Source organism: Salmonella sp. SA14318, from assembly GCF_029866905.1.
Taxonomy (GTDB): Bacteria; Pseudomonadota; Gammaproteobacteria; order Enterobacterales; family Enterobacteriaceae; genus Salmonella; species Salmonella enterica.
The window spans coordinates 906927-931398 of sequence record NZ_CP123282.1; the positions used below are offsets into that span (position 1 = coordinate 906927).

A 24472-nucleotide genomic window follows, 5' to 3' on the forward strand; every position below is an offset into this window, starting at 1 on the left:
GACTATGATGCGCTCTTCGTCACGGACTGATTACTGATAAAAAGATGCTGCCTGGTTCAGCACAATAATATCCCGTTCTGCTCAGGTCGATGGTTTATGTGACCATACAGATGAGTGGGAATGAAAGTTAATGATGAGGTCCGTGAATGCCCCGCAGCACCTGGTTCAAAGCGTTATTGTTATTGGTCGCCTTCTGGGGGCCTGCAGTTCAGGCGGATATCGGTTGGCAACCGCTGCAAGAAACTATCCGTAAAAGCGATAAAGATACCCGGCAGTATCAGGCGATACGTCTTGATAATGACATGGTGGTGTTGCTGGTATCCGATCCGCAGGCTGTAAAGTCTCTTTCAGCGTTAGTGGTGCCCGTTGGATCGCTTGAAGATCCTGAGGCTCATCAGGGGCTTGCTCATTATCTTGAGCATATGTGCCTGATGGGGTCAAAAAAATATCCGCAGGCGGATAGCCTTGCCGAATACCTTAAAAGACATGGCGGTAGCCACAACGCCAGCACCGCGCCTTATCGAACAGCCTTCTACCTGGAGGTTGAAAACGACGCGCTACCAGGCGCCGTAGATCGCCTGGCCGACGCCATTGCCGCGCCATTGCTCGATAAAAAGTATGCCGAACGCGAACGAAACGCGGTGAATGCCGAGCTGACGATGGCGCGCACCCGCGACGGTATGCGTATGGCGCAGGTAAGCGCCGAAACCATTAACCCGGCGCATCCAGGCTCGCACTTTTCTGGCGGCAATCTGGAAACGTTAAGCGATAAGCCGGGAAATCCGGTGCAACAGGCGTTGATCGCTTTTCATGAAAAATACTATTCATCTAATCTGATGAAGGCGGTGATTTACAGTAATAAACCCTTGCCGGAACTGGCGAGTATTGCCGCCGCAACCTATGGTCGCGTGCCGAATAAACAGATTAAAAAACCGGAAATTACCGTACCTGTCATCACCGAGGCGCAGAAGGGCATCATTATTCATTACGTGCCGGCGCTACCGCGTAAAGTGCTGCGCGTGGAGTTTCGTATTGATAACAATAGTGCGCAGTTCCGTAGCAAGACCGATGAACTGGTCTCTTATCTGATTGGCAATCGTAGCCCGGGGACGCTCTCTGACTGGCTGCAAAAACAAGGACTGGTCGAAGGTATTAGCGCGGATTCCGATCCGATTGTTAATGGTAACAGCGGCGTATTTGCCATTTCGGCAACGCTGACTGATAAAGGTTTGGCCAATCGTGATGAAGTCGTCGCAGCTATCTTTAGCTATCTCAATACGTTACGTGAAAAAGGGATAGATAAACGTTACTTTGACGAGCTGGCGCATGTGCTGGATCTCGACTTCCGCTATCCGTCGATTACCCGCGATATGGACTATGTCGAATGGCTGGCGGACACTATGATCCGCGTCCCGGTAGCGCATACGCTGGATGCGGCGAATATCGCCGATCGTTACGATCCTGACGCTATCAAAAATCGCCTGGAGATGATGACGCCGCAGAATGCGCGCATCTGGTACATCAGTCCCCAGGAACCCCATAATAAGATTGCGTATTTTGTGGATGCGCCTTATCAGGTCGATAAGATTAGCGAACAGACGTTTAAAAACTGGCAGCAAAAAGCACAGGGCATTGGGTTGTCGCTGCCGGAGTTAAACCCCTATATTCCTGATGATTTCACGCTTGTTAAGAATGACAAAAACTACGTGCGGCCAGAACTGATTGTCGATAAAGCGGATTTGCGCGTGGTTTATGCGCCGAGTCGTTATTTCGCCAGCGAGCCAAAAGCTGACGTGAGCGTGGTATTGCGTAACCCGCAGGCGATGGACAGCGCCCGCAATCAGGTACTGTTCGCCCTTAATGATTATCTGGCGGGAATGGCGCTCGATCAGCTCAGCAACCAGGCGGCAGTGGGCGGCATTAGCTTTTCTACTAACGCCAACAATGGTCTGATGGTCACTGCGAACGGTTATACCCAGCGTTTGCCGCAGCTTTTCCTGGCGTTGCTGGAAGGATATTTTAGCTACGACGCCACGGAGGAACAGCTGGCGCAGGCGAAATCCTGGTATACGCAGATGATGGATTCTGCGGAGAAGGGAAAAGCCTACGAACAGGCGATTATGCCAGTGCAGATGATTTCGCAGGTGCCTTATTTTTCCCGTGATGAACGTCGCGCTTTGCTGCCGTCCATTACGTTGAAAGAGGTGATGGCCTATCGTAATGCGTTAAAAACGGGCGCTCGTCCGGAATTTCTGGTTATAGGGAATATGAGCGAAGCCCAGGCGACCTCTCTGGCGCAAGATGTTCAAAAACAGCTCGCGGCGAACGGATCGGCGTGGTGTCGTAACAAAGACGTGGTGGTTGAGAAAAAGCAGTCCGTAATATTTGAAAAAGCGGGCAGTAGCACCGACTCCGCGTTAGCAGCGGTCTTTGTTCCGGTCGGCTACGACGAGTACGTCAGCGCTGCCTACAGCGCGATGTTAGGTCAGATTGTTCAACCGTGGTTTTACAATCAGCTACGAACCGAAGAGCAACTGGGATACGCCGTTTTCGCCTTTCCGATGAGCGTTGGCCGTCAGTGGGGAATGGGATTCCTGCTACAGAGCAACGATAAACAGCCCTCTTACCTGTGGCAACGCTATCAGGCATTTTTCCCTGACGCCGAGGCGAAGCTGAGGGCGATGAAGCCAGAAGAGTTCGCCCAAATTCAGCAGGCGATCATTACGCAAATGCGCCAGGCGCCGCAAACGTTGGGCGAAGAAGCATCCCGTTTAAGCAAGGATTTCGATCGGGGTAATATGCGCTTTGACTCGCGTGATAAAATCATCGCTCAGATAAAATTGCTGACGCCACAAAAGCTTGCCGACTTCTTCCACCAGGCGGTGGTGGAACCACAAGGTATGGCAATATTGTCACAGATTGCTGGTAGCCAGAATGGAAAAGCAGAATACGTGCATCCGACAGGCTGGAAAGTGTGGGATAACGTCAGCGCATTGCAGCAAACGTTACCTCTAATGAGCGAAAAGAATGAATGATGTCGCCGAGACTCTTGATCCTCTGCGCTTGCCCCTGACAGGCGAGCGTCTGATTGAAGCATCAGCGGGCACAGGCAAAACGTTTACTATCGCGGCGCTGTATCTGCGGTTATTGCTCGGCTTGGGCGGCAGTGCCGCATTTCCCCGTCCGTTGACCGTTGAAGAACTGCTGGTGGTAACCTTTACGGAGGCCGCCACTGAAGAGCTGCGTGGGCGAATCCGCAGTAATATCCATGAGTTGCGCATCGCCTGTCTGCGGGAAAGCACGGATAATCCGCTGTATGCCCGCTTGCTGGAAGAAATTAGCGACAAAAAGCAGGCCGCGCAGTGGTTATTACTGGCGGAACGACAAATGGACGAGGCCGCGGTCTTTACCATCCACGGTTTTTGCCAGCGTATGCTCAGCCTGAACGCTTTCGAATCCGGTATGTTGTTTGAGCAACAGCTTATTGAAGACGAATCTTTGTTGCGTTATCAGGCCTGCGCCGATTTCTGGCGGCGTCATTGCTATCCGCTGCCGCGCGACATCGCGCAGGTGGTGTTTGACGTGTGGAAGGGACCGAAGGCGCTCTTAAAGGATATCGATCGTTATCTGCAGGGCGAAGCGCCGGTCATTAAAGCGCCGCCATCGCAGGAGGAGACGCTGGCATCGCGTCATGAACAGATCCTGGCGCGCATCAACCAGGTGAAGCAGCAGTGGTGTGAGGTGGTTAGCGAGCTGGACGCGCTGATCGAATCATCCGGCATCGATCGCAGAAAGTTCAACCGCGGCAATCAGGCGAAATGGATCGAAAAGATCACCGCGTGGGCGCAAGAAGAGACGAAAAACTATCAATTACCCGAGGCGTTGGGAAAATTTTCACAGTGTTTTTTAGCTGAGCGCACCAAAGCTGGCGGCGTGACGCCCCAGCACCCATTGTTTGTCGCCATTGATAACCTGTTGGGCGAACCGTTATCGATTAAAGATCTGGTTCTTACCCGAGCGCTCTCAGAGATCCGTGAAACGGTGGCTCAGGAAAAACGCCGGCGCGGCGAGCTGGGGTTTGACGATATGCTCAGCCGTTTAGATACCGCGCTGCGTAGTGAAAGCGGCGAGGCGCTGGCTGCGGCGATTCGTACCCGTTTTCCGGTGGCGATGATCGATGAATTTCAGGATACCGACCCACAACAGTACCGTATTTTTCGCCGTATCTGGCGACATCAACCCGATACGGCGCTATTGCTGATTGGCGATCCTAAACAGGCGATTTATGCGTTTCGTGGCGCGGATATCTTTACCTACATGAAGGCTCGCAGCGAAGTGAGCGCGCACTATACGCTTGACACTAACTGGCGCTCCGCGCCGGGGATGGTGAATAGCGTTAACAAGCTGTTCAGTCAGATGAATGACGCCTTTATGTTCCGCGATATTCCCTTCAGTCCGGTAAAGTTTGCGCCCAGAAACCAGTCGCTGCAATTTAAAGTGAATGACGCGCCTCAACCGGCGATGACCCTGTGGCTAATGGAGGGAGAAAGCTGCGGTTCGGGCGATTATCAAAGTTATATGGCGCAGGTGTGCGCCACGCAAATTCGCGACTGGCTGCGTGCCGGGCAAACGGGCGACGCGCTGCTGACGAACGGCGATTCGTCGCGGCCCGTTCGCGCCTCGGATATTAGCGTGCTGGTGCGCAGCAGGCGGGAAGCCGCGCTGATACGGGATGCGCTGACCTTACTGGCGATCCCCTCCGTCTATCTTTCTAACCGCGACAGCGTATTCGAAACGCTCGAAGCGCAGGAGATGCTGTGGGTGTTGCAGGCGGTGATGGCGCCCGAACGTGAGAATACGCTGCGTAGCGCTCTGGCGACATCAATGATGGGCCTTACCGCGCTGGATATCGAAACGCTTAACAATGATGAAAATGCGTGGGATGCGGTTGTTGAAGAGTTTGATGGCTACCGACAGATTTGGCATAAACGCGGCGTGATGCCTATGCTGCGCGCGCTAATGTCGGCGCGCAATATTGCTGAAAACCTGCTGGCGACGGCGGGAGGTGAACGTCGGCTGACGGATATTCTGCATATTAGCGAACTGTTACAGGAAGCCGGTTCGCAGCTGGAAAGCGAACATGCGCTGGTGCGTTGGCTGGCGCAACATATCCTTGAACCCGATAGCAATGCTTCCAGCCAGCAACTACGTCTGGAAAGCGATAAGCATCTGGTGCAAATCGTCACCATTCATAAATCGAAAGGTCTGGAATACCCGCTGGTCTGGTTACCTTTTATCACCCATTTCCGCGTGCAGGACCAGGCTTTTTATCACGACAGGCACTCCTACGAGGCGGTGCTGGACCTTAGTCACGCCGAAGAGAGCATAGCACTGGCGGAAGCCGAACGCCTGGCGGAAGACCTGCGCCTACTTTATGTCGCGCTGACCCGTGCAGTGTGGCATTGCAGCCTCGGCGTCGCGCCGCTGGTTCGGCGTCGCAGTGATAAGAAAGGCGAGACGGATGTGCACCAAAGCGCGCTTGGGCGACTCCTGCAAAAAGGCGAACCGATGGATGCCGCAGGTCTTCGCGCCTGTATTGAGGCGCTATGCGACGAGGATATCGTGTGTCGAACGCCAGGCAACACGGATAACGACCGCTGGCAAATTGCCGCTGCATCGCACGCGGAACTCAGCGCCAGAACGCTGCAACGCCTGCTTTATGATAGCTGGCGCGTCACCAGTTATTCCGGTTTGCAGCAGCGGGGACATAGCGTGGCGCAAGATCTTATTCCTCGTCTCGACATTGACGCCGCAGGCGTTGGCGAAGCGGCGGAAGCGCCGGCAATGACGCCGCATCACTTTCCTCGCGGGGCATCGCCGGGAACATTTTTGCACAGCCTGTTTGAAGAGCTTGATTTTACTCAACCGATAAACCCCCAATGGGTACAGGAAAAACTGGAGCTGAGTGGTTTTGAAACGCGATGGGAGCCCGTACTTACCCGCTGGCTGGACACCGTGTTGCATGTTCCCCTTAACGAGACGGGCGTTAGTCTGAGCGTGCTGACCGGGCGTGAAAAACAGGTCGAAATGGAGTTTTATCTGCCGATTGCCCAGCCGCTTACCGCCGGAGAGCTGGATGCGTTGATTCGTCGATACGACCCGCTTTCAGCAGGTTGCCCTGCGCTGGATTTCATGCAGGTTCGCGGCATGTTAAAGGGCTTTATCGACCTGGTGTTCCGTTATGAGGGGCGCTATTACTTGCTCGACTATAAATCTAACTGGCTGGGCGAGGATAGCGCCGCTTATACCCAGACGGCGATGGCTGCGGCGATGCAGGCGCATCGCTATGATTTGCAGTACCAGCTTTATACGCTGGCATTGCACCGTTACCTTCGTCATCGAATGGCGAATTACGACTATGAACGCCATTTCGGCGGCGTCATCTATCTCTTTTTACGCGGGGTGGATAGCGAACGTCCGCAGCAGGGTATTTTTACCACTCGTCCTGCGGCGGCGTTAATTAACCAACTGGATGATATGTTTGCAGGTGAAATGAGTGAGGAGGCGCAATGACAATCCAGGAGCGGTTGCTGGAGGCCGTTGAACAAAAACTCTTACGGCCCATTGATGCCCAGTTTGCTTTAACCGTCGCCGGTAACGACGATCCCGCCGTGACGCTGGCGGCAGCGCTGCTTAGTCATGACGCAGGTGAAGGTCACGTGTGTCTGCCGTTGTCGCGTTTAACGTTAACGGAGGAGGCGCATCCCTTACTGGTCGCCTGGATAAGCGAAACGGCTACGCCAATTGACTGGAAAAAGCGGTTACTGGCGTCTGCGGCGGTTAGCTGCGGCGATAGCCCCGCGCCGTTAATTCTGTGCGGCGATCGCCTCTACCTGAATCGCATGTGGTGCAACGAGCGTACGGTTGCGCGCTTTTTTAACGAGGTTAACCAGGCCATCGCCGTAGATGAAGATCAGTTATCCCGTATTCTGGACGCGCTATTCCCTCCGACAGACGAGGTGAACTGGCAAAAGGTGGCCGCCGCCGTAGCGCTAACTCGCCGTATCTCCGTGATTTCAGGCGGTCCCGGCACCGGTAAAACCACCACCGTCGCGAAGCTGCTGGCGGCATTAATTCAAATGGCGGATGGCGAACGTTGCCGTATCCGGCTGGCGGCGCCGACCGGGAAAGCGGCCGCACGCCTGACGGAGTCGCTCGGCGCGGCGTTGCGTCAGCTTCCTCTTACCGATGCGCAGAAAAAGCGTATACCGGAGGACGCCAGTACGCTGCACCGACTGCTAGGCGCACAGCCCGGCAGCCAGCGATTACGCCATCATGCGGGCAACCCGCTGCATCTGGACGTGCTGGTGGTCGATGAAGCATCAATGATTGATTTGCCGATGATGTCACGTTTGATTGACGCTCTGCCGCCGCACGGGCGGGTCATTTTTCTTGGCGATCGCGATCAGTTGGCATCCGTTGAGGCGGGCGCTGTGTTGGGCGATATTTGCGCCTATGTCAACGCAGGGTTTACGGCGGAACGCGCCCGACAGCTAAGTCGACTAACAGGGAGCGCCATTCCGGCGGGGGCCGGAACGCAAGCCGCATCTTTACGCGATAGCCTCTGTTTGTTGCAAAAGAGCTACCGTTTCGGCAGCGATTCTGGCATCGGCAAGCTGGCGGCGGCGATTAACTGCGGCGACAGGTCGGCAATCCAGGCTGTTTTTCAGCAGGGGTTTAGCGATATAGAGAAGCGTACATTGCAAAGTAGCGACGATTATGCCGGGATGCTGGATGAAGCGCTGGCGGGCTATGGGCGCTACCTGCGGTTGCTGCATGAGAAAGCGTCGCCGGAGGCAATCCTTCAGGCTTTCAATGAGTATCAACTGCTTTGCGCGCTGCGTGAAGGCCCATTTGGCGTGAGGGGACTGAATGACCGCATTGAGCAGGCGATGGTGCAGCAACGAAAAATTCAGCGGCACCCGCACTCTCGCTGGTATGAAGGGCGTCCGGTAATGATTGCGCGCAACGATAGCGCGTTGGGGCTATTTAACGGCGATATTGGTATTGCGCTCGATCGCGGGCAGGGGTTACGCGTCTGGTTTGTGATGCCGGACGGCACGATCAAGTCCGTTCAGCCCAGCCGTCTGCCGGAACATGATACAACCTGGGCGATGACGGTACATAAATCACAGGGGTCTGAATTTGATCACGCCGCGCTGATTTTACCCAGCCAGCGTTCGCCGGTCGTGACGCGGGAGCTGGTGTATACCGCTGTTACGCGGGCGCGGCGGCGGTTATCGCTGTATGCCGATGAACGGATCCTGGCAGGCGCGATTGTGACGCGTACGGAACGGCGCAGCGGGTTAGCCACCTTATTTGATGAAGTCAGTCGTACCGGATAAGACGAGTTCTCGCCGGATGGCGACGCGTAGCGTCTTATCCGGCCTCCAAATGATGCTTTCGAGCGTAGGCCTGATAAGCGCAGCGCCATCAGGCCCACCTTGTTATCCTAAATCCGCCATCAGCACCTTTGAACGTCGCTGATAGTTATACATTTTTTTCTTGCTCTCAGGCAGTAACTCAATATCGACAGGCGTGAAACCGCGCTCCTGGAACCAGTGAATACTGCGCGTCGTCAGCACAAACAATTTACGCAGCCCCATTTGCCGCGCCTGGGCGGCAACCCGCTCCAGAAGCACTTCTCCACGCGATGAGCTGCGGTAATCCGGATGTACCGCTACGCAGGCCATTTCGCCTATTTTCTCTTCCACAAAAGGATACAGCGCCGCGCAGGCGATAGTCATATTATCGCGCTGAATAATGGTAAATTTATCGATCTCCATCTCCAGTTGTTCACGGGAACGGCGTACCAGAATGCCCTGCTGTTCCAGTGGGCGGATAAGCTCCAGAATACCGCCAATATCGTTGATGGTGGCGCGGCGGATCTGCTCGGCGCTCTCCATGACGATCTGCGTACCGATACCGTCACGCGAGAACAGTTCCTGTAATAGCGAGCCATCTTCCTGATAGCTGATCAGATGGCAACGACGAACGCCGCTACGACAGGCTTTTACCGCGCCGCGCAAAAAACGTACGGTTCCGGAGTTGTAGTCGCCCTGCGCTTCCAACTCTTCCACCCGCGCCTGTGCTTCATTCGGGAAGAGTTCAGAAATGATGCCGCCCTCGCTATTGGTAACGCCCTGAGAAGAACAGAAACCGATCATTTTTTCCGCTTTCAGTTTAACGGCGAGTTGAGTGGCAATCTCTTCTGAGGTCAGATTAAAACTTTCGCCGGTCACTGAGACGGCGACCGGCCCCATCAGAACGATCGCGCCGTTATCCAACTGGCGGTTGATCGCATCTTCATCAATGCGCCGGATACGGCCGCTATGACAGTAGTCCACGCCATCATCAACGCCCAGCGGCTGCGCAATGGTGAAATTGCCACTGACGACATTAATGTGCGCGCCCTGCAACGGCGTATTGTTCAGACTCATCGACAGACGGGCGGTAATATCAAGCTGGAGTAAACCGGCGGCCTGTTTCACCAGCTCCAGTGCTTTGGCGTCCGTCACCCGCGTGTTTTTGTGGTAAATCGGTTCATGATGATGCGCGGCCAGATTGGCGTCGATTTGCGGTCGCGCGCCATACACCACGACAAGGCGAATACCGAGGCTATGCAGTAGCCCGATATCGCTAACGATGCTGGAAAAATTGTCATGCTCAATGGCTTCGCCGCCGAGCATAATGACAAAGGTTTTTCCGCGATGGGTGTTGATATAGGGAACTGAATGGCGAAACCCTTCTACCAGTTCGGTTTTACGTTCCTTTATCATTGCGCGCCCCACTAGTGAATTATTATTCGAAATTAGTGTATTTTTATTCTGTTTTTGCCCTCTGTGCAAGCGTAAATTTTATGCGGTCCGATCGCTTTTCTTAGTAATGCCGTGAATATAAAAAGAATGTTTACCCTTTTATAGATGACAGATTATGCGTCATTCGCTAAAGTTTCCGGTCAATTTGGATGAACTTTGTATGATCTCTATTTAGTTTTTGCTCGGGAGAAGCATGTCGGGAGCCAATTCAGCAATCAGCCGTCGCCGTTTACTACAAGGCGCGGGCGCCATGTGGCTATTAAGCGTGAGCCAGGTCGGGCTGGCTGCCGTAAGCCAGGTCGTTGCGGTGCGTATCTGGCCTGCGTCCAGCTATACCCGCGTCACGGTAGAGTCGAATCGTCTGCTGAAATATAAACAATTTGCCTTAAGTAACCCGGACCGCGTGGTAGTAGATATTGAGGATGTGAATCTGAACTCGGTGCTTAAAGGCATTGGCGCGCAGATTCGCAGCGACGATCCGTATATCAAATCCGCAAGGGTAGGGCAGTTTGATCCTAAGACTGTGCGTATGGTCTTTGAGCTAAAACAAAACGTGAAGCCGCAGCTATTTGCGCTGGCGCCTGTGGCAGGCTTTAAAGAACGTCTGGTGATGGATCTTTATCCTGCCAATGCGCAGGATATGCAGGATCCGCTGCTGGCGCTGCTGGAAGACTACAATAAAGGCGATTTGGATAAACAGGTGCCGCCTTCGCAAAGCGGGCCGCAGCCCGGTAAAGCGGGGCGCGACCGCCCCATTGTTATTATGCTTGATCCGGGACACGGCGGCGAAGACCCCGGCGCGATAGGCAAATACAAAACGCGTGAAAAAGACGTGGTGCTCCAGATAGCCCGCCGCCTGCGCGCGTTGATCGAAAAAGAAGGCAACATGAAGGTCTATATGACGCGCAATGAAGACATCTTCATTCCGTTAAAAGTCCGGGTGGCGAAAGCGCAGAAACAGCGCGCCGACCTGTTTGTCTCTATTCATGCGGATGCCTTCACCAGCCGGCAGCCTAGCGGTTCATCCGTATTCGCACTATCGACCAAAGGCGCCACCAGTACCGCGGCGAAATATCTGGCGCAAACGCAGAACGCCTCGGACTTAATTGGCGGCGTGAGCAAAAGCGGTGACCGTTATGTCGACCATACGATGTTCGATATGGTGCAATCGCTGACCATTGCCGATAGTTTGAAATTCGGTAAAGCGGTGTTGAAGCAGCTTGGTAAAATTAATGACCTGCATAAAAACAAGGTCGAGCAGGCGGGGTTTGCGGTGTTAAAGGCGCCCGATATTCCGTCTATTCTGGTCGAGACGGCGTTTATCAGTAACATTGAAGAAGAACGCAAGCTCAAGACTGCGACGTTCCAGCAACAGGTCGCAGAGTCGATTCTGGCGGGCATTAAAGCGTATTTTGCCGATGGGGCGACGCTGGCGAGAAGAAGTTAACCTGAGATGACGGCGAGTTTATTGCGCGGGTAAGTAGGATGCTGCCCGCACTGTCGTTGCGGACCAGACGACAGATACAAAAAAACACCCGTAAGGGTGTTCATTAAGTTGGTTGCGGGGGCCGGATTTGAACCGACGACCTTCGGGTTATGAGCCCGACGAGCTACCAAGCTGCTCCACCCCGCGTCCGTCTAAACTTGCATTCTCATTGTAATTGGTTGCGGGGGCCGGATTTGAACCGACGACCTTCGGGTTATGAGCCCGACGAGCTACCAGGCTGCTCCACCCCGCGTCCGTGGATGCGCACTATACTCCGCTGAGCTTTTGTTGCAACCCTTTTTTCATATAAATCGCTAATTTCTCATGAATTGCGCAAATACACCGCAGATAGCGCGATTTTTAAACGAATTTACATAATGAGATCGCGATCGCATTTCATTACTCCGGACGGTTTGTTATCTTCACCGGGCACTTTCGATTACGCAGAAGACGAGACACCATGAAAGGACGTTGGGCAAAATATGTGGCGACAGGCGTAATGCTGGCAATGCTGGCTGCCTGTTCATCAAAACCGACCGATCGCGGTCAGCAATATAAGGACGGGAAATTTACCCAGCCCTTCTCCCTGGTAAACCAGCCGGACGCGGTGGGCGCGCCGATTAATGCTGGTGACTTTGCCGAGCAGGTCGACCAGATCCGTTCCGCGTCGCCGCGTTTATACACCAATCAAAGCAACGTCTATAACGCTGTCCAGAACTGGTTACGTTCCGGAGGCGATACGCGCACTATGCGCCAGTTTGGTATCGATGCCTGGCAGATGGAAGGCACCGACAACTACGGTAACGTCCAGTTCACGGGCTACTATACGCCCGTCGTTCAGGCTCGCCATACGCGCCAGGGCGCGTTCCAGTACCCTATCTATAGTATGCCGCCAAAACGCGGACGCTTACCGTCCCGCGCCCAGATCTACGCAGGCGCGCTGAGCGATAAGTACATCCTGGCCTGGAGTAATTCGCTGATGGATAACTTTATTATGGATGTCCAGGGCAGCGGTTATATTGATTTCGGTGATGGTAGTCCGCTGAACTTCTTTAGTTATGCCGGTAAAAACGGCTGGCCTTATCGCAGTATTGGTAAAGTGCTTATCGATCGCGGTGAAGTGAAAAAAGAAGATATGTCGATGCAGGCCATACGCGAATGGGGAGAGAAGCACAGCAAAGCGGAAGTGCGTGAATTACTGGAGCAGAACCCGTCGTTCGTCTTCTTTAAGCCGCAATCTTTTGCGCCGGTCAAAGGCGCCAGCGCCGTACCGCTGATTGGGCGAGCATCCGTCGCCTCCGACCGCAGCATCATTCCGCCTGGCACGACCTTGTTGGCGGAAGTACCGTTGCTGGATAACAACGGTAAATTTAGCGGTCAGTATGAGCTACGTTTGATGGTCGCGCTGGATGTCGGCGGAGCGATTAAAGGCCAGCACTTTGATATTTACCAGGGAATTGGCCCGGATGCCGGGCATCGTGCCGGATGGTATAATCACTATGGTCGCGTATGGGTGTTAAAAAGCGCGCCGGGCGCCGGTAACGTGTTTAGCGGCTGATTGTGGTATTCTGCGACAACCGGATTGCCCGATAACGCGATCGCTATCGGGCCTGAAAATAGTGAGCAGGGGTGAGGAATAACCTCACCTTTTTTTATTCTGAGGTCATATGTCAGTGGTGATAAGTGATGCCTGGCGCCAACGCTTTGGCGGCACCGCGCGTCTGTACGGTGAAAAAGCGCTGCAGCGGTTTGCTGAGGCGCATATCTGCGTCGTGGGAATCGGCGGGGTGGGATCATGGGCGGCAGAGGCGCTGGCGCGTACGGGCATCGGTGCGATTACGCTGATTGATATGGACGATGTCTGCGTGACCAATACGAACCGTCAGATCCATGCGTTGCGTGATAACGTCGGGTTGGCGAAAGCGGAAGTGATGGCCGAACGGATTCGGCAAATTAACCCGGAGTGCCGGGTAACGGTTATCGATGATTTCATCACGCCGGATAATGTGGCGGGTTATATGGACGCGGGTTTTACCTATGTCATTGACGCCATTGACAGCGTTCGTCCAAAAGCCGCTCTGATTGCGTACTGTCGCCGATATAAGGTTCCTTTAGTGACCACTGGCGGCGCGGGCGGGCAGATCGATCCGACGCAAATCCAGGTCGCTGATTTGGCGAAAACCATACAGGATCCGCTGGCGGCAAAACTGCGCGAGAGATTGAAACATAATTTTGGCGTAGTGAAGAACAGTAAAGGTAAGCTGGGCGTGGACTGCGTTTTTTCCACTGAAGCGCTGGTTTACCCACAGGCGGACGGTTCCGTATGCGCGATGAAAGCTACCGCAGAAGGGCCAAAACGGATGGATTGCGCCTCTGGCTTCGGCGCGGCGACGATGGTGACGGCAACGTTCGGTTTTGTCGCCGTTTCCCATGCGCTGAAGAAGATCATGGCTAAAGCGGCGCGACAAGAATAAAAGGACGGGGCGGAGTGTCACGCAGACGCGTATCCGGCCCTGCGCCCTTTGTTAGCGAAAGAAGCGCTGTACCCTGCCGAACACCGGTTTCAGACGGGCGCGGAGATAATGGGAATATAAATTTTCAGATATGCATAGAAACAACCCGAACCATACCGCACAAAAGCAGAGCAGTTCCGCGTAATTAATGTGCTCGCCAAATATCATAATGGCAAGTAAGAACTGTAAAGACGGCTCTATATATTGCGCCAGTCCGGTGACAATCAACGAGGTGTGATTTAACGCGATGGCAAATAATACCAGTGGAATGATCGTCACTGGCGCCGTCATGACATACAAAAAGAAAGGAGTATTAGCGGATATAATTGGTCCGCTATCGCTAAAGAGAAAGATTAATAGTGAGACAGGCAATGCCCATAATGTTTCAATCGTTATCGATGTCATCACATCATAATGTATAAACTTTCGCGCCAGGCCATATAGCGCAAATGATAATCCCATGGTTAGCGCCAGCGCCGGGAAATGCCGTAGCATGATAATTTGAAAAGTCAGGCCACAGACACCAGAAAAAACGGCGATGGCCTGAAACAACGACAGTTTTTCTTTAAGAAAAATGCATCCCAGCGCAATAACAAATAGCGGGTTGATAAAATAGCCGAGGCTGGCATCAAGCACCAGATGATGGGTTAGCGCATAAATAAAAGATGACCATGAGACAATCATCAAAAGTCCGGCGATCATGCAGAAGAAAAAAGATTTTTTATCTTTCCAGGCATCATGAAATCGCGTTCGCTGCCGAAATAACAATCTTACTGCCAGTAATAATGGAATTGACCAGAACACCCGGTATATCAATATTTGTGCGAGATTTCCCCCTGATAAATATTGATAATATAAAGGTGTTAACCCCCATAATATAAATGCCAGTACCACAAACATGGTACCGCTACGCAGATATTTTTCCACTTATCCATATCCTGTTATAACTTCACCCGATGCGTATGGATTTTCCAGTTCTCCTGCTACGCTACATCGGGTGGCTTTATTTACTCTAAAATCTTCACGCCGTTTTAACATGGATTCTAACATTGTAATTTCATTGTGATAGCTGATAAAAATCAAAAGAATGTTTATCAGGGAAATCTGACGCCGAAACTAATAAAGTGACTGGATTATTTTATCTGCATCGCCTGACCGCCGCGGACGGCGCTGTCAGGCGACAGAATATTTACGCTATTTCAACGCTTATGCGTTGCGGCAACAATCGCTTCGCTCAGCGCGTTCAGCCCCTGACTGCGTGAGGCGCTAAGCTGGGCGCGTAAACCCAGCTCATCAAACAGCGCCAGCGGTGAACGAGCCTGCAACTCGGCGGCGTTTTTTCCTTCCACCGCGGTGAGCAATACCGCCAGCAGGCCGCGGACAATCCGCCCCTCACTGTCGCCGAAAAAGTGCATCGTTCCGTTATCTGATCGGGTAAAGCCCAGCCAGACGCGGTTCTCGCAGCCGGCTATCTCCTTCGCCTGCGCTTTGCATTCATCCGGCAGCGCGGGGAGCTGTTTTCCTAACAGAATCAACTGACGATATTTATCCTCCCACTGGGTCAGCGGGAGAAAGATAGTGCGTAACGTCTCTTCCGTTACCGTTGTGCCGAACGGGTGTCCGGTATAAAGAGGGTTTGTCATTAATCCACCAGCAGTTCCAGCGCGCGGTCAACGGCGTTAACCAACGCATCCACATCATGTTGGGTATTATACGGCGCAAAAGAGGCGCGCAGAGTCCCTGTGACGCCAAGTTCCGCCAGCAATGGCTGGGCGCAATGTTGCCCGGCCCGGAGCGCAATACCGTATTCCGCCAGCAGTGTCACCATATCGCCGTGGTGCACGCCGACAAAATCAAAGGCCAGCAGGCTGGAGTCCTGGCAGCGGAACGAACGAAAGCCCGGGCGTTTCGCCAGTGCGTCTTCCGCCAGCGTCGCCAGCCCCCGGCTCCAGTTTTCGGCCTGTTCAATATCGATATCGGACAGCCATTCCAGCGCAGCGCTCAGGCCGATGACCCCGGCGACGTTCGGCGTCCCCGCTTCCAGCTTCCAGGGAGCGCTTTGAGTGGTGAAGCCTTCAAAGCTAACGTCACGGATCATCTTGCCGCCGCCGAGCCAGGGCGACATCGCCTCAAGAAGCTCCGGCTTACCGTACAGCACGCCGATACCGGTCGGGCCATACAGTTTGTGAGCGGAAAAAGCATAAAAATCGATATCAAGCTGCTGAACATCCGCCGGGAAGTGTACCGCGCCTTGCGCGCCATCTACCATCACGACCATTCCCGCTGCGTGAGCGGCGCTGATAGCGCTTGCGAGATCCGGGCAGCCGCCCGTTACGTTCGACATTTGCCCCAGCGCCAGAATGCGGCTGCGCGACGTGATCAGTTCCGGCAGACGCTCAACATCAGGAAGACGCCGGTCATTAAGCGGCAGTTTTATGACCTGCGCGCCGGTTTGTTGCGCCACCATCAGCCAGGGCACAAGGTTGGCGTGATGCTCGGCGACGCTAACGATAATTTCATCGCCGGGGCGCAGACGAGGACGGGCGTAACACTGCGCCACCATGTTGATCGCTTCGGTGGTGCCGCGTGTCCAGACGATACTTTTTTCATCGGGCGCGTTTAACAGTCGCGCCGCTTTTGCTCTGGCCGCTTCATATTGCGCCGTCAGGCGCTGCGCCTGCGCAAACTGGCTACGATGAACGTTACCGGCGCTCAAACAATAAAACTGGTGCGTGGCGTCAATGACTGCCTGTGGCTTTAATGCCGTGGCGGCGCTATCGAGATAAACACCCGCATCGGCTAGCGCGGGAAACTGCGCGCGAAACTGCGTGGGATTAAAAGCGTTCATGATATTCCTCGGTTCAGTTTACCGATCGTGGCGTAAAAGCGCGGCTGATACAAGGTTTGTCCTAACCATCGGAATCGTCTGTATATCCTGGCGAATTATGTAAAGGAGGTTATGCTGAATAATGTTAGGCGAATGTTTAAGCCTGTTACGGAGTCCGCTTTAAATAGCACAAACAGCTTTAAGGAGAAGAAGATGAAAAAGACTGCCGCAATTATCTCTGCATGTATGCTGACTTTTGCCCTGAGCGCCTGTTCCGGTCCTAATTACGTTATGCACACCAATGATGGACGTAGCATTGTGACCGACGGTAAACCCCAGACCGATAACGATACCGGTATGATTTCGTATAAAGACGCTAATGGCAACAAACAGCAGATCAATCGTACTGACGTGAAAGAGATGGTGGCTCTGGAAAACTAACCGTTTGTTATACAAAAAAAAGCACCGCAATATGGCGGTGCTACATTAATCACTATGGACAGACAGGGTAAATGTACAGGAAGTGAAAAAGGGTAGTCTCGCTACCGTGGTCTGAATCGCAGACCAATTGCAAACACAACAACACAACATCACAACCGTAAGCCAAAAGCCCATCAGAACACGCATTCCGATAAAACTTTTCGTTCCGGCTCAGGAAGTGCCGCCACTATAGGTATTTGCTGGTAGAACCTCAACGGACAATTTATAATGTCTCAGATTAAAAAAACTAATAGGTTACATATTGTTACCTATTTGTTAAATTCATTCGACATTAAGTCCAGAGGCCATGTCAAAACGATTACCTCCTTTAAATGCGTTACGCGTTTTTGATGCTGCCGCGCGCCATTTGAGCTTTACGCGAGCAGCGGAAGAACTTTTTGTGACGCAGGCCGCAGTAAGCCACCAAATTAAGTCACTTGAGGATTTTTTGGGGCTAAAACTGTTCCGCCGCCGCAATCGTTCGCTGTTGCTGACGGAAGAAGGCCAAAGCTATTTTCTCGACATTAAAGAGATATTTTCCCAGCTCACGGAAGCAACGCGTAAGCTCCAGGCGCGCAGTGCCAAAGGGGCGCTGACGGTGAGTTTACCGCCCAGTTTTGCCATCCAGTGGCTGGTGCCCAGGCTCTCCAGCTTTAACTCAGCTTATCCGGGAATTGACGTTCGGATACAAGCCGTTGACCGTCAGGAAGATAAACTGGCAGACGATGTCGATGTCGCGATTTTTTATGGCCGGGGAAACTGGCCGGGCTTGCGCGTCGAAAAATTATACGCAGAATATTTACTGCCCGTCTGTTCTCCTTTATTACTCACAGGCGAAAAACCGTTAAAAACGCCGGAAGATCTGGCGAAACACACGCTATTGCACGATGCCTCCCGGCGTGACTGGCAGGCCTATACTCGTCAGTTAGGGCTCAACCATATTAACGTTCAGCAAGGGCCGATATTTAGCCACAGCGCGATGGTGCTACAGGCCGCTATTCACGGACAGGGGATCGCGCTGGCGAATAATGTTATGGCGCAGTCTGAAATTGAAGCCGGGCGACTGGTGTGTCCATTTAACGATGTTCTGGTGAGTAAGAATGCTTTTTATCTGGTTTGTCATGACAGCCAGGCAGAACTGGGTAAAATAGCCGCCTTCCGTCAGTGGATTTTGGCGAAGGCGGCGACGGAGCAAGAAAAATTCCGTTTTCGTTACGAACAATAATTAACTTAGGGTATGACCATGACCAGCCGTTTTATGCTGATTGTCGCCGCTATCAGCGGTTTTATTTACGTTGCTCTGGGCGCGTTCGGGGCGCATGTTTTGAGTAAAACCCTGGGCGTGGTTGAAATGGGCTGGATTCAGACCGGCCTGCAATATCAGGCGTTCCATACGCTGGCGATCTTTGGCCTGGCGGTGGCGATGCAGCGCCGTATCAGCATCTGGTTTTACTGGAGCAGCGTTTTTCTGGCGCTGGGCACGGTGCTGTTTAGCGGCAGTCTGTACTGCCTTGCGCTTTCGCATCTGCGCCTGTGGGCGTATATCACGCCTGTCGGCGGCGTCAGTTTCCTGGTGGGCTGGGCGCTATTACTGATTGGCGCCATTCGTATGAAACGTAAGGGCGCGAGCCATGAATAAAGTTGTATTGCTCTGCCGTCCGGGGTTTGAAAAAGAGTGCGCTGCAGAAATTACCGATAAAGCGGGAAAACGGGAAATATTTGGTTTTGCACGCGTAAAAGAGAACGCAGGCTATGTCATTTATGAATGCTACCAGCCGGAAGATGGCGAAAAGCTGATTTCAGAGCTGCCGTTCAGTTCGCTGATTTTCGCCCGCCAGTGGTTTGTGGTGGGTGAACTGCTGCAACATTTACCGCCGGAAGACAGAATTACGCCGATTGTCGGCATGTTGCAGGGCGTAGTGGAAAAGGGCGGCGAGCTGCGGGTTGAAGTCGCCGACACCAATGAAAGTAAAGAACTGATGAAGTTCTGCCGCAAATTTACGGTGCCGCTGCGCGCGGCTTTGCGTGATGCGGGCGTATTGACGAATTATGAAACGCCGAAGCGTCCGGTCGTTCATGTCTTTTTTATCGCGCCAGGATGCTGCTATACCGGTTATTCGCTCGCGCATAACAATTCACCGTTTTATATGGGCATCCCGCGTTTGAAGTTTCCGTCTGATGCGCCGAGCCGCTCAACGCTGAAACTGGAAGAGGCGCTCCACGTTTTCATCCCGGAAGATGAGTGGGATGAACGTCTGGCGAACGGCATGTATGCGGTGGATTTGGGCGCCTGTCCCGGCGGATGGACGTACCAGTTAGTGAAGCGCAATATGTGGGTCTACTCCGTAGATAACGGCCCGATGGCGCAAAGCCTGATGGACACCGGACAGGTGACCTGGTTGCGTGAGGATGGCTTCAGGTACCGTCCGAACCGGAATAATATTTCATGGATGGTCTGCGATATGGTGGAGAAGCCGGCCAAAGTCACCGCGTTAATGGCGCAGTGGCTGGTGAACGGCTGGTGTCGGGAGACGATTTTTAACCTTAAACTGCCGATGAAAAAACGCTACGAAGAGGTGTCGCATAATCTGGCATATCTTCAGGCGCAGTTGGATGAGCATGGCGTTAATGCGCAGATCCAGGCACGTCAGCTTTATCACGATCGCGAAGAAGTGACGGTACACGTGCGTCGGTTGTGGGCGGCTGTTGGCGGACGTCGCGACGAGCGATAAAAACGCACTGCCGTCGTCCGGCGCGTCATCAGCGCCGGATGGCGCACGCTTGTCCGGCCTATGACTGCGGCGCATCTGAAACAATATGCGTCACATCATCCAGATGCCCGATGCGCGCCTCTCCTGAACGATTAAATTTACTTTTATCAATCAATAATAAAGACTGCGAGGCGCGCCTGAGCAGGATAGATTTAAAATCGGCGTTGATCGCATTGGAGTCCCACAGATCGCCGCCGCCGTCGATTCCCTCGCAGGAAAAGATGAACAGATCGATATCAAGCGATTTTAGCTGTGAGATAAGAGACGGGTTAACGTAACAGCCATATTTACGTTCAAGCTGGCCGCCGGAACTTATCAGCGCAATGCGTTCGCGTTTTCCCAGCTCCTGACAGATAGGATGGCTATTGGTAAAAACCTGAATGGGAATATCCGGCAACTGGCGGGCCAGATACCAGCAGGTTGAACTGGCATCCAACGCAATCGTCATTCCTTCTTCTATCCACGCTAACGCTTCACGGGCAATATCGGCTTTATGCGCATAATGGCTTTTCAGGCGGATATGGAATGGATCGCCGCTGTCCTGATTTTCACGATGAATATATTTAGCTCGTCCGTGATTACGCAGCACTTTTCCCTGCGTCTGTAGTTCACTGAGATCGCGGCGGATGGTCTCTTTACTGACGTTAAGCCGGGTGGCCAGCGCTTCGGTGGTCAGACTTTTATGATTGATCAGCAGATCGACTATCGCTTGTTGGCGTGCCGCTTTCATTTTTCTCACCCCATCATTCGATGAACGCCCGCGTCATGCGGGCGCACCGGCAAGAGATTACGGCGTTACCCCTTTTTTTAAAAGAATATTTCCGTACTTCGCGCACTCACCTGTGATAACGATCGCAAACGCTTTTTGCGCCCGCTCATAAAACGCATAGCGGTCGATACGAACGATATCCGGGCACGGCGCTTCTAATGACAAAGCATCGCGATAACGAGCTTCAACGCTGGGGTCGAGCGTGTCGCCTTCTACGGCGGCCATCATCACCAGCGGCGGGGCGTAGCTATCCAGCTCAAAGAGCGGAATAATTGCCCGCAGTAGATCGCTGACGCTAAGACCATCGGCGCGAATCACCTGCGGGCCCAGGCTATGCGCGGGAAAGTGAGCGTCGGAAAAAATGATTTCGTCCCCGTGGCCCATCTCGGCCAGCACTTTGAGCAGGGTCGGGGAAATTAACGGTGAAATGGTTTTTAGCATTTCATACTCCATCAATAATTTCAGGTTCGGTTTGCGGCCAGAAATAGCGATACTGATAATTGACCTGCGCGCGCGCCTGTTCCGGGCTACTAAATTCGCCTACGCCGTACCAGCCAAACATGGCAGCGCCGGCCACGGTGGTTTCCGCGTCGTCCAGCACTTTGATAGGGATATCAAGCTGATTCGCTTTAATTTGATTCCATAAAGCGTTGCGACTGCCGCCGCCAACCAGTAACAGTTCTGTGGCGTTAAAATGGCCGATTTTCTCCAGCGTGCGCAGATTACGTTGAAGTTGCGCCGTCAGGCCTTCCAGCGCGGCGCGATAGAAATGGCCGCGGGTGGTATTGAGCGTCACGCCCTGCCAGCCTGCATTTTGGCAGGCGAGCAGATCGCACTGCATCCGTACGCCTTCCGCGCCAGCGGGAATAGCGCGCGCTTCGTCGATCAGCGTTTGCCATGGTGTTTCCGGCGTCCACAGCAGTTTTCGTACCCATTCGAGTACGCCGGAGGCCAGCCACTGCATTCCGGGGTTATAAAGCCCCGACTGACTGTCCAGTTCACAGGTCGAGCCCGGATACTGGCTGAGCAGCGAGGTATCCACCTGACCGCTGCGCACCATCAGAATCTCCCATGTTCCGGAGGAGAGCACCGGTTCACCTTGCTGCGCGCCAGCGCCGAATAACGCAAACTGAGTATCGTGTCCGGCAGAGATCACCGGCACACCCGCCGGGAGACCAAGCAGCCTGGCCGCGTCTGTCTGTAGCGTGCCTATCGGGGCGCCCGCTTCCACGATACGCGGGAACAGGCGGCGCGCCAGGCCCGTCGCCTGCAAGATTTCCGGACTAAAGTCGCGCTGATGGATATCCAGTAGCTGGCTGGTGCCTGCCATAGTGATATCGGTCGTAAACTCGCCGGTCAGACGGTGGTTAATCAGCGACGAGATAAACAGCCAGCAGTGAGCTTGTTCCAGCAGGCGCGGATGATTCTCTTTAAGCCAGACCAGTTTATACAGCGTGTTAAAGCTGAACGCGCCGACGCCGGAGAGCGTCTGCAATTGCCGGGGCGAGATAGAGCGCTCAATCGTTTCCATCACGGCAGCGGTTCGCGGGCATTTCCAACTGATGACCGGGTAGAGCAGCTTACCCTGCGCATCGACCAGCGCGCCATCGACGCCGAACGTAGTCACCGTAATACCGCGAACAACACACTCCGACAGGGCGCTGGAGAGTGACCTGCAGCAGTCGGCGAAACGTTGCAGGATGGCGTCCAGTGACCACTGATGCCAGGCGCTATTTTCTGCGGCAATGTCGCTGGCGTTAGCGGTTGAGGCGCGGGCGACAATTTTCCCCTGGCGATCAACGGCGATCGCCCGAACGTTTGTCGCACCGCAGTCGAGAACCAGGATAACGTCTTGTTTCATAGATAACTCCATAAACGCCGCCCGATGGCGCTACGCTTATCCGGCCTACGGTTCATGCGCCCGTAGGCCCGGTAAGCCTGCGTCACCGGGCTAAGCCGCATTAACGTTTATACAGCGGGCCATAATTCTGGCAGGCGCGATAATCCTGGCCTTCGATATCCATACCGTGAGCCGCCCAGGCGGAAGGACGGTAGATCTTCGCCTCCTCCACGTTGTGCATACATACCGGGATACGCAGCATCGCGGCGAGAGTAATAAAGTCCGCCCCTACATGGCCGATGGTGAGTACGCCGTGGTTAGCGCCCCAGTTCGCCATCACCGAATAGACATCGGTAAACGGACCTTTGCCGGTAAGACGCGGCGCAAACCAGGTGGTAGGCCAGGTAGAGTTGGTGCGGGCATCAAGCTGATCGTGCATCGCTTTCGGCAGTTCGACGCTCCAGCCCTCGGCGATTTGCAGCACTGGTCCCAGGCCTTTGATGATATTCACGCGGGTCATGGTGAATGGCACGCCGCCTTCGGTCAGGAAACGGGATGAGTAGCCGCCGCCGCGGAAGTATTCGTGAATCGCCGGGCACCATTCGGTGGCCGCCAGACACGCATCCGCCTCTTGTTGGCTGATTTCCCAGTGCGGTTTCATGGTCGGCTTGCCTTCGCTGTCGCGCTGTTTACAGGCACCGTCCAGAGCGGCAGAACCGGAGTTAATCAGGTGAATAATGCCGTGTTCCGCCAGGCCGCTGAGCGCCTGGCCGGTGACGCGTTCTACGGCTTCCGGCGACCAGTAGGTTCGCACGTCGGCGAATATCTGCGCGGTACCAGTGAGTTGATGGCCGAACAGCATCGCTACGCCGTTCAGACTGTCATTTTCGGTGGCGACGACAAACGGTTCGCGTACGCCATTCCAGTCAAAAGAGCTATTGAGCAGCGCTTCGGCGGTATCGCCGTTCGGGTATTGATCGGTCCAGTGGCGCTGGCCCTGGAAGCCGGCGGCAATGGCGTTGTAGCCCAGCGATTCTTCAACTAACCCTTTGTCCGCCAGCGTCTTGTTGCCCTGCATCATGTCGCGAATACACATCGCCATCAGCAGGCTCTCTTTTAACACCGCGCGGTTCTGGGCTTCATTGCGCTTATACTGCGAGGCGTTCTGATCTTCGCCGTAGCGGAAGTTTTTATCCGCCCACGCCAGCGCCATCTCCAGTTCGGCCTCATCATAAATTTTTTGATCGATACGGCGGCGCAGTTCGGTCATATCTACCGCTTGCACCTTCATGCCCAGCCAGGATTCAAAGAAGTTATGATCGACAATGGAACCCGCGATCCCCATCGACACGCCGCCGACGGAGAGGTAGCTTTTGCCTTTCATACTGGCTACCGCTAACCCTGCCCGCGCAAAACGCAGCAGTTTTTCTTCGACGTCGGCGGGAATGGAGGTATCGTCGGCATCCTGCACGTCATGGCCATAAATGGAGAACGCTGGAATGCCTTTCTGGCTGTGCGCCGCCAGCGCCGCGGCAAGGTAAACCGCCCCAGGACGCTCTGTGCCGTTAAAGCCCCAGATGGCTTTTGGACGCATCGGGTCCATATCAATGGTTTCGCTGCCATAGCACCAGCACGGCGTAACGGTAATGGTCACGCCCACGTTCTGGCTACTGAATTTTTCTTCACAGGCGGCGGATTCCGCCATTCCGGCAATACAGGTATCCGCAATGACGCACTCCACCTGTGCCCCGCAGGCGTGGCGGATTTTCTCGGTGATGAGCGCCGCCGTCGCTTTCGCCATATTCATGGTTTGCTCTTCGAGCGACTCGCGTACGCCCATACGACGCCCATCAATCACCGGGCGGATACCGATTTTCGGTAAGCTGATTTTTTTCATGACAGATTCCT

The 24472-nt window shown here is 53.9% G+C and carries 18 protein-coding genes and 2 tRNA genes; 10 read left to right on the forward strand and 10 right to left on the reverse strand.

Annotated features, from left to right (window positions below):
* The first annotated feature begins 146 nt into the window (after positions 1-146).
* The 3 genes from ptrA to recD are packed head-to-tail and all read left to right on the forward strand — an operon-like array spanning position 147 to position 8405.
* Entirely contained in the window at positions 147-3035 is a 2889-nt protein-coding gene (gene ptrA / locus QEN32_RS04360) for a pitrilysin (RefSeq protein ID WP_265321961.1), read from the forward strand.
* Positions 3028-6573 carry an exodeoxyribonuclease V subunit beta gene (recB, locus tag QEN32_RS04365; RefSeq protein WP_265321962.1) on the forward strand — a complete coding sequence of 1182 codons (3546 nt, stop codon included), beginning with the start codon at positions 3028-3030 and terminating at the stop codon, positions 6571-6573. The genes ptrA and recB overlap by 8 nt, the downstream gene beginning before the upstream one ends.
* On the forward strand, positions 6570-8405 hold the full coding sequence (gene recD, locus QEN32_RS04370; protein ID WP_265321963.1) for an exodeoxyribonuclease V subunit alpha: 1836 nt from the start codon (positions 6570-6572) through the stop codon (positions 8403-8405). Before recB ends, recD begins: the two co-directional genes overlap by 4 nt.
* Positions 8406-8507: 102 nt before the next feature.
* Here the strand turns inward: recD and argA are convergent, their stop codons facing one another.
* Positions 8508-9839 (reverse strand): amino-acid N-acetyltransferase, encoded by a 1332-nt coding sequence (gene argA / locus QEN32_RS04375; protein ID WP_000588964.1) that lies wholly within the window; start codon positions 9837-9839, stop codon positions 8508-8510.
* 232 nt (positions 9840-10071) lie between these two features.
* Here argA and amiC point away from each other — a divergent pair, with 232 nt between their 5' ends.
* Positions 10072-11325, forward strand: a complete 1254-nt coding sequence (amiC, locus tag QEN32_RS04380; protein ID WP_000011919.1) for an N-acetylmuramoyl-L-alanine amidase AmiC — start codon at positions 10072-10074, stop codon at positions 11323-11325.
* A 109-nt stretch (positions 11326-11434) separates the two neighbouring features.
* Here amiC and QEN32_RS04385 read toward each other — a convergent pair.
* Positions 11435-11511, reverse strand: a tRNA-Met gene (locus tag QEN32_RS04385).
* A 29-nt stretch (positions 11512-11540) separates the two neighbouring features.
* Positions 11541-11617 (reverse strand) — tRNA-Met (locus QEN32_RS04390).
* Positions 11618-11824: 207 nt separating this feature from the next.
* Between QEN32_RS04390 and mltA the strand changes: the two genes are divergently transcribed.
* Complete coding sequence (gene mltA, locus QEN32_RS04395) at positions 11825-12922, forward strand: murein transglycosylase A (RefSeq protein WP_265321964.1); 1098 nt, start codon at positions 11825-11827, stop codon at positions 12920-12922.
* 109 nt (positions 12923-13031) lie between these two features.
* Positions 13032-13838: a tRNA cyclic N6-threonylcarbamoyladenosine(37) synthase TcdA gene (gene tcdA, locus QEN32_RS04400; RefSeq protein ID WP_000117742.1), complete on the forward strand. Its 807-nt coding sequence runs from the start codon at positions 13032-13034 to the stop codon at positions 13836-13838.
* Between the two features lie 51 nt (positions 13839-13889).
* Here the strand turns inward: tcdA and rarD are convergent, their stop codons facing one another.
* The 3 genes from rarD to csdA form a co-directional block, all read right to left on the reverse strand.
* Entirely contained in the window at positions 13890-14777 is an 888-nt protein-coding gene (rarD, locus tag QEN32_RS04405; protein WP_077248417.1) for an EamA family transporter RarD, read from the reverse strand.
* Between the two features lie 299 nt (positions 14778-15076).
* On the reverse strand, positions 15077-15520 hold the full coding sequence (gene csdE / locus QEN32_RS04410) for a cysteine desulfurase sulfur acceptor subunit CsdE (RefSeq protein WP_080150197.1): 444 nt from the start codon (positions 15518-15520) through the stop codon (positions 15077-15079).
* On the reverse strand, positions 15520-16725 hold the full coding sequence (gene csdA, locus QEN32_RS04415; RefSeq protein WP_000991053.1) for a cysteine desulfurase CsdA: 1206 nt from the start codon (positions 16723-16725) through the stop codon (positions 15520-15522). The genes csdE and csdA overlap by 1 nt, the downstream gene beginning before the upstream one ends.
* 192 nt (positions 16726-16917) lie before the next feature.
* On the opposite strand from csdA, the gene QEN32_RS04420 reads away from it, so the two are divergent.
* The 4 genes from QEN32_RS04420 to rlmM all read left to right on the forward strand — a co-directional run bounded on the left by QEN32_RS04420 (position 16918) and on the right by rlmM (position 19916).
* Complete coding sequence (locus tag QEN32_RS04420; RefSeq protein ID WP_000750393.1) at positions 16918-17145, forward strand: YgdI/YgdR family lipoprotein; 228 nt, start codon at positions 16918-16920, stop codon at positions 17143-17145.
* Between the two features lie 346 nt (positions 17146-17491).
* Positions 17492-18409, forward strand: coding sequence for a glycine cleavage system transcriptional regulator GcvA (gene gcvA / locus QEN32_RS04425; protein WP_000044409.1), 918 nt, complete (start codon positions 17492-17494; stop codon positions 18407-18409).
* An 18-nt stretch (positions 18410-18427) separates the two neighbouring features.
* Positions 18428-18823: a DUF423 domain-containing protein gene (locus QEN32_RS04430; RefSeq protein ID WP_000203913.1), complete on the forward strand. Its 396-nt coding sequence runs from the start codon at positions 18428-18430 to the stop codon at positions 18821-18823.
* Positions 18816-19916, forward strand: coding sequence for a 23S rRNA (cytidine(2498)-2'-O)-methyltransferase RlmM (gene rlmM, locus QEN32_RS04435; RefSeq protein ID WP_001045497.1), 1101 nt, complete (start codon positions 18816-18818; stop codon positions 19914-19916). The genes QEN32_RS04430 and rlmM overlap by 8 nt, the downstream gene beginning before the upstream one ends.
* Before the next feature lie 58 nt (positions 19917-19974).
* Here rlmM and fucR read toward each other — a convergent pair whose 3' ends face one another.
* The 4 genes from fucR to fucI all read right to left on the reverse strand — a co-directional run bounded on the left by fucR (position 19975) and on the right by fucI (position 24461).
* Positions 19975-20685 carry an L-fucose operon activator gene (gene fucR, locus QEN32_RS04440; protein WP_000642330.1) on the reverse strand — a complete coding sequence of 237 codons (711 nt, stop codon included), beginning with the start codon at positions 20683-20685 and terminating at the stop codon, positions 19975-19977.
* Positions 20686-20742: 57 nt separating this feature from the next.
* The gene (gene fucU, locus QEN32_RS04445) at positions 20743-21165 is read right to left on the reverse strand and encodes an L-fucose mutarotase (protein ID WP_000920848.1); all 423 of its coding nucleotides are present in this window, start codon (positions 21163-21165) and stop codon (positions 20743-20745) included.
* Between the two features lies 1 nt (position 21166).
* On the reverse strand, positions 21167-22585 hold the full coding sequence (gene fucK, locus QEN32_RS04450; protein ID WP_265321965.1) for an L-fuculokinase: 1419 nt from the start codon (positions 22583-22585) through the stop codon (positions 21167-21169).
* Positions 22586-22685: 100 nt separating this feature from the next.
* The gene (fucI, locus tag QEN32_RS04455) at positions 22686-24461 is read right to left on the reverse strand and encodes an L-fucose isomerase (protein WP_000724126.1); all 1776 of its coding nucleotides are present in this window, start codon (positions 24459-24461) and stop codon (positions 22686-22688) included.
* Positions 24462-24472: the final 11 nt, after the last annotated feature.

Excerpts from the sequence above, each read along its gene's own strand:
- fucK (WP_265321965.1), bottom strand. The coding sequence starts at position 22,585 with ATGAAACAAGACGTTATCCTGGTTCTCGACTGCGGTGCGACAAACGTT.
- csdA (WP_000991053.1), bottom strand. The coding sequence starts at position 16,725 with ATGAACGCTTTTAATCCCACGCAGTTTCGCGCGCAGTTTCCCGCGCTA.
- tcdA (WP_000117742.1), top strand. The coding sequence starts at position 13,032 with ATGTCAGTGGTGATAAGTGATGCCTGGCGCCAACGCTTTGGCGGCACC.
- recB (WP_265321962.1), top strand. The coding sequence starts at position 3,028 with ATGAATGATGTCGCCGAGACTCTTGATCCTCTGCGCTTGCCCCTGACA.
- amiC (WP_000011919.1), top strand. The coding sequence starts at position 10,072 with ATGTCGGGAGCCAATTCAGCAATCAGCCGTCGCCGTTTACTACAAGGC.
- fucU (WP_000920848.1), bottom strand. The coding sequence starts at position 21,165 with ATGCTAAAAACCATTTCACCGTTAATTTCCCCGACCCTGCTCAAAGTG.
- gcvA (WP_000044409.1), top strand. The coding sequence starts at position 17,492 with ATGTCAAAACGATTACCTCCTTTAAATGCGTTACGCGTTTTTGATGCT.
- ptrA (WP_265321961.1), top strand. The coding sequence starts at position 147 with ATGCCCCGCAGCACCTGGTTCAAAGCGTTATTGTTATTGGTCGCCTTC.
- rlmM (WP_001045497.1), top strand. The coding sequence starts at position 18,816 with ATGAATAAAGTTGTATTGCTCTGCCGTCCGGGGTTTGAAAAAGAGTGC.
- fucI (WP_000724126.1), bottom strand. The coding sequence starts at position 24,461 with ATGAAAAAAATCAGCTTACCGAAAATCGGTATCCGCCCGGTGATTGAT.
- QEN32_RS04430 (WP_000203913.1), top strand. The coding sequence starts at position 18,428 with ATGACCAGCCGTTTTATGCTGATTGTCGCCGCTATCAGCGGTTTTATT.
- fucR (WP_000642330.1), bottom strand. The coding sequence starts at position 20,685 with ATGAAAGCGGCACGCCAACAAGCGATAGTCGATCTGCTGATCAATCAT.
- rarD (WP_077248417.1), bottom strand. The coding sequence starts at position 14,777 with ATGTTTGTGGTACTGGCATTTATATTATGGGGGTTAACACCTTTATAT.
- QEN32_RS04420 (WP_000750393.1), top strand. The coding sequence starts at position 16,918 with ATGAAAAAGACTGCCGCAATTATCTCTGCATGTATGCTGACTTTTGCC.
- csdE (WP_080150197.1), bottom strand. The coding sequence starts at position 15,520 with ATGACAAACCCTCTTTATACCGGACACCCGTTCGGCACAACGGTAACG.
- mltA (WP_265321964.1), top strand. The coding sequence starts at position 11,825 with ATGAAAGGACGTTGGGCAAAATATGTGGCGACAGGCGTAATGCTGGCA.
- argA (WP_000588964.1), bottom strand. The coding sequence starts at position 9,839 with ATGATAAAGGAACGTAAAACCGAACTGGTAGAAGGGTTTCGCCATTCA.
- recD (WP_265321963.1), top strand. The coding sequence starts at position 6,570 with ATGACAATCCAGGAGCGGTTGCTGGAGGCCGTTGAACAAAAACTCTTA.